This is a genomic window from Paenibacillus oryziterrae, assembly GCF_042610485.1.
Classification (GTDB): domain Bacteria; phylum Bacillota; class Bacilli; order Paenibacillales; family Paenibacillaceae; genus Paenibacillus_AQ.
Map to the genome: position 1 here is coordinate 355,408 of NZ_JBGJZO010000003.1, position 14,932 is coordinate 370,339.

At 46.9% G+C, this 14,932-nt stretch carries 2 protein-coding genes; both read left to right on the top strand.

Annotation, left to right across the window (positions count from 1 at the left end; all coding sequences use genetic code 11):
- The first annotated feature begins 11 nt into the window (after positions 1-11).
- Positions 12-4,658: an amino acid adenylation domain-containing protein gene (locus ACAN55_RS06255; protein WP_379129607.1), complete on the top strand. Its 4,647-nt coding sequence runs from the start codon at positions 12-14 to the stop codon at positions 4,656-4,658.
- Between the two features lie 20 nt (positions 4,659-4,678).
- Positions 4,679-14,920, top strand: coding sequence for an amino acid adenylation domain-containing protein (locus tag ACAN55_RS06260; RefSeq protein WP_379129610.1), 10,242 nt, complete (start codon positions 4,679-4,681; stop codon positions 14,918-14,920).
- Positions 14,921-14,932 lie beyond the last annotated feature (12 nt).

Consider the following 14,932-nt stretch of genomic DNA (forward strand, 5'->3'; position numbering starts at 1 on the left):
GGTGTGGAGATATGCATACGAGTGAAAGTGAAAGTGTGAAAAATAGAGTCAGTGCCTTGTCGGAATCCAAACGTATCCTTTTGGAGAATCTGCTGGAGGAGCAGAGAAGAAAGAAAAGGCAGTCTATTTTGAAGGAAAAAGGATTATCCGGGGTTGAAAAGAGAGACTCTGGCATAACAGCTTTACCTTGCACCTATATGCAGAAGAAATTCTGGTATGTGGAACAGCTTTTTAATGAATCCCATGCCTACAATGTGTCCGGTTATGTGGAGTTTCATGGCGCACTTCAAGTGGAATATCTCTATGAAGCTTTTAAAAGAATGATTGAGAGGCAGGAAGTACTCCGTTCCAAATTCAAGGAAGTGCAGGGCAATCTTCAGGTGGAACTTGGAGAAACCTTCGATGAGAGAGTCTTTAAAGTATGTGATATGTCCAATGCCGGAATCTCCCGAAGTGACATTCAGCAAATGATGGTGCTAGAAGGAATGAAGCCGTTTGAACTGGCGGAAGGGCAACTGATTCAGCTAATCTGTTATAAACTCAGCGATACGGAGTGGGTCGGGCAGATTGTCTGGCATCACATCGTATCCGACGGATATTCCATTGGTGTTTTTATCAAGGAACTGCTGGAGTGGTATGAAAGTTACGCAGGAAGAAGCGGCGAACCAGTTAGTCCATCGAATATCCAGTACTATGATTATGTCCTTCATATGAACGATAGGATTGCGAAGGGCGAGTTCAATCATCAGCTTCAGTTCTGGAAGGAACATCTGGACGGCAGCCCCATGACATGTGCGATTCCAACGGATTATGCACTGAGCCATGAGCTTACCTATCAGGGGGATCGGGTTGAATTCTCCATCGGGGAGACATTGAAGTCAAGGCTTGAGACCACCGCTAAAAAGCATGGTGTGACCTTGTTTGTTCTATACATGAGCGCGCTCAAATTGATGCTGCATAAGTACATACGGCAAAACGATATTATTGTCGGCGTTCCCGTTGCAGGTAGAAATGATGAGGAGCTTCATTCTATTGTCGGGTGTTTTCTGAATATGCTTCCGATTCGAAGCCAGATGGGTGAGGAGCAGATGCTCTTTGAGTATATTCAAACGGAGAATAATCATGTGATGCAGGCTTTGAAGCATCAGGATATCCCCTTTGATTTCATCGTAGAGGAATTGGGAGTGGAAAGAGATCTGCTGTCCACGCCTATTTATCAGGTTGTATTCAGCTATGAGAATAATGTACTGAAGGATATTGAGAATAAGGATTTCCATATTAAATTCGGTGAGCTGGACTTGAAGACAGCCAAGGTGGATCTGGCGCTAGAGGTCAATGAGGAGAAGGATGGATTAAGTGCCTGGTTCGAGTATAAGCCCGGCAAGTTCTCACGTAAACGGATTGAAACCATCAAAGACTACTATCTGCAGATTCTGGATACTGTCTCTCAGTATGAAGACGTAGCTATCAAAGATATTGAGATGATCACCGCGGCCGAGAAGGCTGAGATTCTCTACTCTTTTAACCGTCCGGTGTCCGGGTATCAACCGCAGACCATCAAGCAATTATTTGAGGCTCAGGCCGGCGCAAGGAATGAAGCTGTCGCAGCCGTCTGTGGAGACGAAAGCATAACTTATCATGAACTCAATAAAAGAAGCAATCAATTGGCAAATGTTCTCCGGAAGCGCGGTGTGGGCCGCGAGAGCATTGTCGGAATGATGCTGGATAAATCCATCGAAGCGCTGATTGCCATTCTTGGCATAACCAAAGCAGGCGGTGCCTTTATGCCGCTGGATTCATCCTATCCTAAGGAAAGAATACAATATATTTTCGCCGACAGCGGGGCCCGGCATTTGATTACTGCAGGCATCATATTGGATGAGATCGGTGCAGATCACATTGTAATTGATGATGCGCTGATTGAACAGGAATCACCGGACAATCTTTCCGACATCAGCAGTTCAGAGAATCTGGCCTACATTATTTATACATCGGGAACTACCGGGAAACCCAAGGGTGTCATGGTGGAGCACACGGGTATCGTGAATCTGAGAGATTATTTCATAACAAAATACAAGGTGACCTCAGATGATACAATTCTTCAATTTGCCAATCTCGTATTTGATGCATCTGTCTGGGAATTTGTCATGGGCTTGCTTACAGGAGCTAAGCTATGCATTGTAACTAAAGAAGCAGCACTACATATGAACCGGTTCGAGCAAGAACTGAAGAAGCATGAGGTTACGGTTGCTACCTTGCCGCCGCAGTATTGGAATGAAATCTCGGGCAGGGATCTCGGGCTACGTTTGTTAATAACAGCAGGCTCGGAATCTAATACACGGCTTGTCGAGCAATTGCCGCCGTCCCTCCAGTACTTTAATGCATACGGACCATCGGAGACTACCGTTTGTGCCTCGGACTGGTGGTTTGAAAGGGACAAGCAGATCCCGAAGAAGATCCCTATCGGCAGGCCGATCTCCAATATGCAGATTTATATAATGAACCATAACACGTTATGCGGAAAAGGAAGAATTGGAGAATTATGCATAACTGGTGTTGGGATTGCCAGGGGTTACCTGAATAGACCGGAGCTTACCGCAGCGAAGTTTAACGATAATCCGTTTGGTCCCGGAAAGCTATACCGGACAGGGGATTACGCGAGCTGGCTGGAGGACGGGAATATTGCTTTTTACGGCAGAATCGATACCCAGGTTAAAATCAGAGGCCATCGAATTGAGATCGGTGAGATTGAAAGTAAGTTAATTTCTCATAACAACGTTAATGCTGCTGCAGTGTCAACCGAGATGGATTCCAACAGCAATCCTTATTTGGCGGCTTACCTGGTTCTGGATGCGCCGGTGACGATTGCGGAGATCCGGGCATTTCTGAATGAAAGAGTACCGTCTTATATGATTCCGGCCGTTTTTTATACTGCTGATGCCCTTCCACTCAATATTAACGGCAAAGTCGATTTCACCAAATTATCAGCTTTAGGCAGCAAGTTGGAGCCTGGTAACGAATACAAAGCACCGTCTACTGATATTGAAAGAAAGCTGGAAGAGATTTGGAGCGGACTTCTGGGAGTTGATCGGGTAAGCATCCGGGATAATTTCTTTGAAATTGGCGGAGATTCGATCATCAGTATGCAGGTCATCGCGAAAGCGGCAGAAGAGGGAATCAAGCTGGAATTGAAATCTTTTTATGATGATAAATGCATTGAGCAGATGGGTATGAATGCTACGCCAATGGAGAACATTCAGCGTGATCAGGGGGAAGTCGCAGGGACGTACCTCTTAACACCTATCCAGAGATGGTTCATCGGACAGAATTTCAGTGATTTCAACCATTGGAATCAGTCTGTATGCCTAGAGCTGAAAGAAAAGGTGGACCCGAAAGTTTTGAATGACGCACTCAATGAGGTCTGCAGGCAGCATGATGTGTTACGGACTAGAGTGGCTGGTGGCAGTACCTTGGGAAATGTCTTCGGGAATGCCGGCAGATATGCGGAAATCATGCCTTTTGCATACAGTGATCGGTTACAGATAGTCGGAACTTCCGTAGCTAATCAACATCAAATGCAGCAGCAGATCATCGGGCTTCAGAAGTCCTTACGGCTCGAAACCGGAGAAGTCTTTAAGGGGCTGCTGATTCAGGACGATACTGGGGTAAAAAGCAGACTTGTGCTGACTGCACATCATCTCGTGTGTGACGCGGTATCCTACCGGATTATCATTGAAGATCTGTTCAATTTCTATCAGGCTTTATCAGCAAAAGAGAAAGTGAAGGTTCCTCTCAAAACCACCTCGTTTATCAGATGGAGCCAGGAAGCGGAGGCTTATTCCGCCAGCTTTGAAGCTATCACTAAGAAAAATGAATGGAATAAAGACCATAAGACCCACTGCCGTGAGGCACACAAGAACGGGTCTAACTCAAACAATACCGAAGCGGATGCTGCAACGTTCGTTTGCTCCTTGCCGGAAGAAACTTCAGCAAGACTCCTGACCGATGTGTCCAAGTCCTACAGTATTAAACCCGGTGAAGTGATGATTGCTGCTATGGAGCTCATGCTGCGGAATTTGGATGGCGCTGACCATACGATTTATATGGAAAGTCACGGGAGGGATATGCTGCAAGACAAGGTGGATCTGTCCAGAACTGTCGGCTGGTTTACGAATTGGTATCCTCTTTATTTTGCCGCTGATCAGAGTTCGGATCTTGGGCGCACACTGAAAGTCGTTAAGGATGGAATGGCCGCTGCCGAGAAACGCAGATTTGAGTATTTGATCAGCGATTATCCGAAAGGTGCCGTTGAGGTGGTCTTTAATTATATGGGTCATCTGGACAATCATAATTCAAGTGATTCTCCATTTGAACTGCTCGGCGGTGAATCTCTTTATACACGTGGTTTAACAAATGAGAGAGTAAGCCTGCTTGAAGTAAATGCCTATGTTTTGAGAGACAAGCTAACTTTTGAATGGGTGTATAATCAGAACCTTTATTCGAAAGACAAGATAGCAGAGCAGGCACAAGCTCTCCTGGGCAACCTGCTAGACATCATCGAATATTGCATGGAGTCGGAGGACAGCGGGGTTTCGGCAGCGGATTTTTTAGATGTGGATACGGAAGATTTGGATTTTATTCTATCAAAATTCAATTAAGGCGCCCAGGAGGGGAAAGCATGAACAAGGGAAATGTCTCTGACATCTATGGACTGTCAACCATGCAGGAAGGGATGCTGTTCCACAGTCTGAAGAGTGAGAGCAACAGCATGTATTTTGAACAGTTCTCCTGCAGATTGAATGGACAGATCGATATTGAAGTATTTTGGCAGGCCTGGCAGAAGGTCATCGATCAGCATTCGGCGCTGCGGACTGCATTTATGTGGGAGGGGGTTAAAAAGCCGGTTCAGGTCGTGCTAAAAGAATGCGGATGCAGGTACATCCAATATGACTGGAGGAATTTATCGCCGTCAGAGATTGGTAGAGAGTACAGCAAATTTCTTGAAAACGACCGGAACCTGGGCTTTGAACTGGATAAGGCTCCCTTGATGAGATTCGCACTTATTCAAATCACGGAAGACAGCCATTATTTTGTGTGGAGCTTTCATCATATGATCATGGACGGCTGGTCGCTGCCCCTCGTACTTGGACAGATGCTTGAGAATTACAAAACACTACAGCAAGGAATGAGTCCGTCAGAGAAGAAGAGAACCTCGTTCAAGGATTACATCCAGTGGGTGAACAAGCAGGATACAGGCAAAACGGCGCAATATTGGAAAGAGGTCCTTCATGGGTTTGAGGACGTCCTGAACATTACTGGAGATCAGGCGGAAGATCATCTGGGGGAGACGAAGAAGCGTACCCTACGCTTGTCAGAGGAACTAAACAAAAGTATTGAAGAAACAGCTAAGAGTCAAGGGATTACGTCCTATCAGATTTATAATCTGGCATACGCTATATTACTCAGCAGATACAGCGGGAAAGACGACGTGGTTTATGGCACGACGGTATCCGGCCGGCCTATGGACATCAGAGGTATTGACGAAGCGGTAGGGATATTCATAAATACCATTCCCGTGCGGGTACAGCTTGGACGGGAGGTTTCACTGATCGAATGCCTAGAGAGCCTGAAACAATCGCAGATCAGCCGAAGCTCCCATGAGTATATGTCATTGGCTGAAATAAGCAGTACCAGCGGCCACGCTGAACTGTTTCAAAGTATTTTCGTCTATGAGAACTATGCGAATGCCGAAGCCTATAAGGATATCACGGAATTCAGCATTACCGAACTGCAGTTGAGGGAAGAAATTAACTATCCGCTGGCCTGGGTGGTCAAGCCGGATCATGGCACCTGCATCGAAACCGTATATAATTCTGCTTATTTTAGTGAACAGCTCATCGATGAATTTCAAAAAAGCTTCATTGCCATTCTGAACGAAATTGTCCATAAGGTGACTGAGCCTGTCCGCAAGGTACAACTGATCTCAAGTGAGCTGGAGGATATTCTTACATCCGGTAAGGCTGTATCTTCTGTCCTGAATCTTCAACAACAAGAGGTCAATGATCTGAAAGCGGAAATGGAACACGTCTTGATCGTTGATAAGTACGGCAACCTGCTTCCGGATGGTTTTGAAGGCAGAGTATGTGTGCCTGGGAACGGGAAGCTAAACGATAGCGGATATGTCGGGCACTACGTAGCGGGTGGAACGTTGAAGCTCAATGAGACGTTAAGCACCCGTATGAGATTAGGCGGAATCAGCCTTAATTTGACCTTGGCAGAGCGTGCTTTTAGAGCTGAATCGCTCGTTGAAGATATCAAGCTTGTACATCGGACCAACCTGGAAGGCCAAGCGAAGCTTGTGGTCTACTATGTTGAAAAGGCAGCGGAGGATCAGGGGCAGCTTGAATATGCAGAACGGGCTGAGGAAGTGAGAAGGAAACTAGCGGACAGGTTATGTGCACTTCTTGAGATGAATATAGAAGAATGTGCTGAGATCCTAGAGTTTCTTCATGTGTCAGGCATTCCTTATTACGAAGACGGAACTGTTAAAATTAATGATTTGCTTGAGCTTGAGATTATCAATGACAACCTTATTCAGCGCTGGAGTAGCCTGTTTGCGGAGAATGGGAGTGCAGGCTTCTCCGGCACAACCCCTGTCAGATTCGCTCGTAAAGAAATAAAAATCAACCGGGAAAAGGTCCATCTGTCAGAGCTTTCGGACCATTTCAGCTTTGTGAATAAGACAAATTCCAAAGCTTCGGACAAGGTTGAAATCGTTAGCGGCAGTAAAGAAGCGAGCGGTGGAGAAAGTGAATTGTCGCTGATAACCGGTGAAGAGATTATCATCCCTGAGGTCACCGTGTTTGATCTGGGATATTATATCCGGCGGGCCGCCGACTGTGCACCTGAGAATCATGGGATCCGTTTTATTAATTATGACGGAAGCGTTGATTTCTCCGATTACAAGACTGTATACAGTGAAGCTAAATCTGTATGCTCCGGTCTGATGGAGAAGGGCCTTAAGCCCGGTGACAAGGTCATCTATCAGCTTGATAATAACCGGAATTATGTGAATACGTTCTGGGCTTGCATGTTGGGCGGTTTTATCGGAATTCCGGTGACTGTAGCCACCTCTTATCAGGAAGATAATGCGGCTGTACGCAAATTGTATAATGCATGGACAATGCTTGAACAGCCGGTCATTGTGGCGGATGAAGCACTGGCGGAGAGTATCCGCAATGTTCCGCGTATTCTGCATGAAGAAGCCGAGCTTACCGTATATGTGGCTGAACAATTGATGAATAGCCAGGATCGTGTGATCGAATATGAGGTTAAACCTGATGATATCGCTCTTATGCTGCTTACTTCCGGAAGTACGGGTATGCCAAAAGCGGTGATGCAGAGTCACAGAAACATTCTGTGCCGGACGATCGCTGCTGTACAGAGCAATGGATTTGGTCCTGAGGAGGTTACCTTCAACTGGATGCCGATGGATCATGTCGGTGGAACGGTGATGTCTAACGTCAGAGATATCTATCTGTACAGCCAGGAGATACTGGCGCCTGTCGGTTACATCCTGGAATCTCCGCTCCGCTGGCTTACGCTTATGAGCGACTATAAGGTGACCAATACTTGGGCGCCTAACTTTGCCTACAATCTAATTAACAGCCATGAAAAAGAAATCCGACAGCTCGGAATTGACTTGTCTCCACTAAAGGTGATCACCAATGGCGGGGAAGTGGTCGTCGCTAAAGTAGCTCTCAAGTTTAATGAGATTCTGAGACCGTACAATCTGCGGAAAACAGCGATGCGACCTTGCTTCGGGATGTCGGAGACCTGCTCGGGAATTATTTATTCACTGGATATCGGCAACGATCTGGTGAAGCCGGAGGATACTCAGGTATCCGTAGGTTATCCGCTTGCCGGACATCAGGTCCGTATTGTTGATGCAGAGGATGAGTTATTACCGGTAGGGACGGAAGGACGTTTCCAGATCAGGGGTTTGGCTGTAACACCGGGTTATTATAATCATCCGAAAGCTAACGCAGAAGCATTCACTCGTGACGGGTGGTTTGATACGGGGGATCTGGGTATGATCTCAGACCGGGGATTGACCATTACCGGCAGAGCGAAAGATATCATTATCATTAACGGTGTCAACTACAATAACTCGGAAATCGAGGCCGTGCTAGAAGATATAGACGGTGTGGAAGTCTCCTATACTGCTGCGGTTACGGTTAGAGCAAGCGGATCGCAAGAAGAGCAACTGGCTGTATTTTTCCATCCGACGTCCATGGAGTCCTTTAAGCTCAAGAAGATTATGAAAGAGATGCAGAAGGTGATAACTTCCAAAATCGGGGTGGTCATTGAATATATCGTTCCACTGGCTAAAAAGGACATCCCTAAGACTGCTATCGGTAAAATTCAGCGGATCCTGTTAAGAGATTCCCTTCTGGGAGGGAAATACGATTCTGTTCTGAAACAAGTGGATCTAATCCGTGATCAAAATACATTAAATCCTTGGGTATATAAGAAAACCTGGAAGCCGCAGGGCTTTAAAGGTGGAAAGACCGCAAGCTTTAGCGGAGATTTCCTGGTGTTTGAAGACAACGAAGGTCTGGCAGCCAAGGTGATGGAACGTCTGGGTATCCATGAAGATCAAGTGATCTCGGTTAAAAATGAAGAGAACTTTAAAGTACATGGCTCTAATCGAATCAGCTGCGACTTCACTAGCGCAGAAGGTTGCCAAAGGTTGGTTAAGTATCTTAGTGCTAATCAGCGGAATGCCAGTCATATTCTTTATCTGCCGACTTATCAGTTGAACATCTCTGAGGATAAGGATATTAGAAGCAGCAATGAACTTGGAGTATTCAGCCTGCTTCAGCTGCTCCAATCACTCGCAGGCCATAATCTGTGTGAAGGTGCGAAGCTGTATGTGGGAAGCTCGAATGTGTACCAGGGAGTAAGCGGCAGGGAGAGCCGATATGACAATGCCTCGCTGATCGGCTTTATGGCTGCGCTTCGTACTGAGAACACAGGACTTCGCAGCTTGCTGGTCGATTTAGAGGGCCAAGATGCGGAGCAGGATGCGTATTCTTTGTGCGAAGAAATCAGCCATGGAGACATGGACTCCGGTGAAATCAGCTACCGCAGCGGCAGAAGAATGGCGTGGAAGCTTAAAGCTGTACCATTCATGAAACAGGAATCGAAGACAAAGATCAAACCAAGCGGACATTATGTGGTAACCGGAGGCCTGGGGGGCATCGGAGTCAGAATTTGCAGGGCCTTAATCGAGAACTACCAGGCTAATTTGGTGATTGTGGGTAGAAGCGATATTCATAGCCTGGGTGTGAATGACAGCAGGGTGCAGAACTATAAACAATTACTGGAGCTGGACCCTTCACTTTGTTACCGCCAGGTCGATATTTGTGATTTGATCTCCCTGAGTCAGGTCGTCAAATATTATGAAGAACTTAAAGGAACAGAGATTGATGGAATTATTCATCTTGCAGGCAATTCAAGCTACCAGGAGCACTTGGATAACCGGGATGCATACTGGATTACCGCCGGAGATAAACAGGCTTTTGAAGAAGAATATAACTCGAAGGTGTTCGGGACTCTGAATCTGTTCCACATCCTGACAACCAGACCTAACGCGTCAATGATCGCATTCTCCTCAGTTACATCTTTTCTGGGAGGTGCGACGTTCAGCGCTTATGCCGCTGGCAACAGCTTTCTGGAGATGTTCTGCCAATATGCGGCGAATCGGCTTGGTTATGCTGTAAAATGCATTTCTTGGACCATGTGGAACGACATCGGCATGACGGCGGGCAACCTGCAGTCTCTGCACATTCTCAGTGAATCCATCGGTCAGCATGTCATCGGTGAGAAAGATGGGCTTTCCATCTTTGAAGCATTGCTGAATATGGATGAAGAAGCCGTATATGTCGGAATTGATGAGAACAATCTGCACATGCTCAGCAGGATAGACGAAAAAACATACGCCAAGGAATATCTTGCTGCTTATGTAGATGAGGAAGCGGCTAATCAGTTGCAATTAGACCATTCGAAGCTGCTGGACGATTTCGGCGCTGCCAGCGCCATCAAAGTGTATGCGGTGAACTCGATGGGTGAAGTGATCGAAGGAGAAGACGAAGATCAGTACGTTGAGCCTTCAACCGAAACCGAGAAGACCATAAGCAAGGTCTGGTCGGAGGTACTCGGCACCGACAAAATCGGCATGAACGATAATTTCTTCGAGCTTGGCGGGCACTCATTAAAAGCGACACAGGTGGTCTCCAGAATCAAGAAAGAATATGAAATTGAATTTGCAATCAATGATTTATTCTATTATCCAACCATCGGAGAACTTGCCAAGGTTGTCGATGAGAGACTTCAGGCGACTCTGAATGTACTAACAGACCCTGGCATGCAGCGGTTATCTGAGGAAGACAAGAAGCATGGCATTCCGGTATCTTATGCCCAGCAAAGACTGTGGTTCCTGAAGCAATATGATGAAGAAAGCGCATTTTACAACATTCTTGAGGCCGTCAAGCTGGAAGGTGAACTGGATGTGTCCGCCCTGCAGCAGGCCGTTACGGAAATTGTGAAGCGTCATGACGGACTCCGGACAACCTTTGCAAGCAGGGACGGACAAATTATGCAGGTGCTGCATGAGGTTGAACGTGTTGAGATTCCGCTGATCAATTTGACAGATGTAGATGCCGAAGACAGGGAACAGATCATTTCCAAATGGGCGGATGTTGAGGTCAACCAGGCGTTTGATTTCGCGAACGGGCCGTTAATCCGCTGTAAGCTGCTTCAATTTGCCGAGGATGAGCATGTCATTCTGTTAACTATGCATCATATCATTTCGGATGGCTGGTCGATGGGGATCTTCATCCGGGAATTCGTGCAATTGTATGATGCCTTAGTGAATCGTAAAACAGTTCTACTCCCTGAAATTGAATGGCAATATGCAGATTATGCGAAGTGGCAGCGGGGCTGGTTCACAGGTGAAGTCAAAGAAGAGCAGTTCACTTACTGGAAGAACAAGCTGCAGGATGTGACGACGCTGGATATTCCATCGGATTATGCCCGCCCGAACGTGCAGACCTTTAATGGTAAAAAAGAGTTCTTTGTGTATAACCGAAGCCTCATGGAACGTGTCAATGAACTGGCCGAAACCACGGGCGCGACGCCATTTATGATCTACTTGGCGGCGGTTGATGTGCTATTCGCCAGATACACCGGGCAGGATGATATCGCCATTGGTACACCGATTGCCAACCGTACGCGGAAGGAAACGGAGAATACAATCGGCTTCTTCGTCAATACTCTGGTGCTCCGCAACGACTTATCCGGAGATATTTCGTTTATGGAATTAATCGAGAGAGTCAAAGCCAGCGCACTGGAATCGTATGATGCACAGGATATGCCCTTCGAAATGATCGTAGATGAGCTTGATGTGGAACGTGATCTGAGCCGGAATCCGTTATTCCAGGTCATGTTCGCCCTCCAGAATGGAGAGCTGCCGGAGTTTAAGCTGCCGAACTTGAAGATTACCCGGATTGAAAGTGACAACCAGTCTGCCATGTTCGACTTCTGGATTTCCATGAGGGAGCTGGGGGATGGCGTGCATGTGCTCTGCGAATACAACACAGATATTTACAAGCGCCAGACCGTGCAAAGAATGATGCGGCATCTAGAAAATATCATTGAGCGGTTATGTGCGGATCCATACCAGAGCATCAAGCAGTTCAATTATATGGATAAAGCCGAAATCAATGAAATTATCTATGAGAAAAATGAGACAGACCGGCAGTTTGACAAGAATCTGCTGGTGCATGAGTTGTTTGAAGAGCAGGCCCTGTTAAATCCTAACGCACTGGCTTTGAGATTTGAGGGTGTTAGCCTAACATACCGTGAATTAAATGAGCGGGTGAACCAAGTGGCTCATTATCTTATCGCAGAGGGCATTGGACTGGAAGACTTCGTAGGTGTCTATGCCGAACGTTCAATCGAGATGATCGTGGCGGTCTACGGGATTTTGAAGGCAGGGGCTGCCTATATTCCGATTGATCCAACCTATCCGAGAGACCGGGTGGATTACATGCTGGAGGACTCAGAGGTCAAGCTGGTATTGTACTGTGCCGATGAGATCGATGCCCTGAGCGGGGTTAAAGCGGTTGATGTCCGCAGTAAGGAAATATTGGCCCTAAGTACTCACAATCCGCGAGTAAAGGTGGATGAGGGACAGGCGGTATACATGATCTACACTTCGGGATCGACCGGTAAGCCCAAAGGAACCATCAATATTCACAGCGGTCTGAGAAACCGTATTTTGTGGGGGCAAGAGCAGTATCAAATGCAGCCGGAAGACCGTCAGCTGCAGAAGACCCCGTTCTGCTTTGACGTTTCCTGCAGTGAAATTTTCTGGGCGCTTACCGTAGGGGCGTGCCTGGTCATGGCCAAACCGGAGGGTCATAAAGATGTTGACTATCTTATTGATGTGATCAAGGACGAGCAGATTACCATGTCTCATTTTGTCCCGTCCATTCTCAAGCTCTTTCTGGAGAATCCGAGAGTCTCACAAGTCAAGAGCCTGAAGAAGGTATTCTGCAGCGGTGAAGCCCTGCCGTATCGCCTGAAAGAGCAGTTCTATACCACCTTGGCTGCGGAGCTGCACAACTTGTATGGCCCGACCGAGGCGGCGGTTGAAGTCTCCTACTATGATTGCAGCGAGAAGCTGGACAAAGAGATTGTTCCGATCGGCAAGCCGATTGCCAATGTGCAGTTGTATGTTCTGGATGCGTATAAGAATCCTGTTCCTTACAACGTAAGCGGAGAATTGTACATTGCCGGTGTTAACCTGGCGAGAGGGTATTACAAACGGGAGGATCTGACCCGGGAGAAATTCATTCCCAATCACTTCAGCAAATATGTGAAGGATCGAATGTACAAAACAGGAGACATCGTTAAGCTCCTGCCGCACGGCAATATCAGCTTTATCGGGCGTGCCGATAATCAGGTGAAGCTAAGAGGACTGCGGATTGAACTCGGCGAAATTGAAAAAGTTATCCAGTCCCACCCTTCGGTAAAAGACAATGTCGTTATCGCCAGAGAAGGGGACAATGACATTAGAATCGTGTCCTACATTGTCCGCGACGAGAACTATCAGAAGCAGGACGTAAGCGAAGACAGCAAGGAACAGGTTACCCAATGGGAGTCGATCTTTGATAATGCCTATAACAAAGAGGAGACCATTCAAGACTTTAGTCTCAACACCATCAGCTGGAACAGCAGTTACACCGGGGATAAGATCGAGCAACCGGAGATGGAGGAATGGCTGTCTGATTCGGTAGATATCATCAAGAGTCTGAAGCCGAAGAAAGTGCTGGAGGTCGGTTGCGGAACAGGGATGATCCTCTTCAAAATTGCGCCGGTATGCGAGGAGTATGTGGGTGTGGATTTATCCCGGATCGGGCTGGAGTATATCCACAGCAATCTGAATGACACCATGAATGTCAGGCTGTATCAAAAATCGGCTGATGATCTGGGCGAGCTGCAGTCGGAGACATTCGATACGATCATTCTAAACTCGGTTATTCAGTATTTTCCAAGCGGGGAATATCTGCAAGAGGTCATTGCCAAACTCTTAGGCATGCTGAGCAAGGACGGCAGTCTGTTTATTGGTGACGTGAGGTCCCTGCAGCTACTGGCTAGCTATCATACTTCGGTGGAGCTGTACAAAGCAGACGATGAATTAACGGTAGCCGAGCTGAAGGATAGAATTAAGAACTCCATCGCATCGGAGAATGAGCTGCTGGTCGATTCCAAGTATTTCTTAAGCCTTAAGGATACAGAACAGCGGGTTAAGAATGTGTCAATCCTCCCGAAACGGACCCGCTTCGATAATGAGATGAGTAAATTCAGATATCAGGTCGTCATTGGAACGAAAGAAGCCACGGCCTTGCAGCCTACGGTCAAGCTGAGCTGGAATGAGATAGGGCCTGCACGTAATCTGGAGAGATTCTTAAAAGGCGCATCAGAAGACATTATCCTGATCCAGGATATCGGGCTCGATAAGCTGATGGATGAGAACAGGGCGGAGGCGCTGCTGAAGGATGATTCCAGACAGGCAACAACCGTCGGTGAATTAAGAAGAATACTGAAAGACTCTCCGGCAGATGTTCCGAATCTGTACGATTTGCTGACCGGGCAAGATGGTGGGGGTTATATCATTCATCCGCTATGGAACGGTCACTCCGAGAGCGGAGAATATCAGTTGGTATTACTCCACAAGAGCAAGTTCAATTCTGATACCGCTATCTACAATTATGCTGTTGCGGACCACCTCCGGTTCAGTGAAGACCGAAGCATCTACTTCACGAATCCGCTCGAATGGAAATATAACCAGGAATATATACCTTCGATCAGAGAGTACACGAAGAAATTTTTGCAGGATTATATGATTCCTTCGTTCTTTATCGTGCTAGAACAAATGCCACTATTGCCTAACGGCAAGTTAAATATGAAGGCACTGCCCGAACCGGAGAGCACAAGAAGAACGGTTTTGACCGAATATGCAGACGCAGCCAACGACAAGGAAAAGAAAGTCAAGAAGATTTGGGAGTCCATCCTCAATGCCGAACACATTGGAGTTAACGATAATTTCTTCGACATTGGAGGCCATTCGCTGCTGGTTCTCCAGGTGTATTACAAAATCAAGGAGAGCTTCCAGACGAATCTGACGGTCGTGGATATGTTCAAATATCCGACCATCCGGAGCTTGTGCGATTATCTTGAGGAAGCAACAGATAGCTATGCGGAAGTGGCAGCGGTGAGTGAGCAGCTGCACAGCGAGAAGGAAGCGATGAAAGACAAGAGAAAACGCCTTAAAGAACTCATGAGAAAGTAGCTAAGGAGCAGT

Bases quoted from the DNA above. Each gene is read 5' to 3' on its own strand.
- ACAN55_RS06260 (WP_379129610.1), top strand. From the start codon at position 4,679: ATGAACAAGGGAAATGTCTCTGACATCTATGGACTGTCAACCATGCAG.
- ACAN55_RS06255 (WP_379129607.1), top strand. From the start codon at position 12: ATGCATACGAGTGAAAGTGAAAGTGTGAAAAATAGAGTCAGTGCCTTG.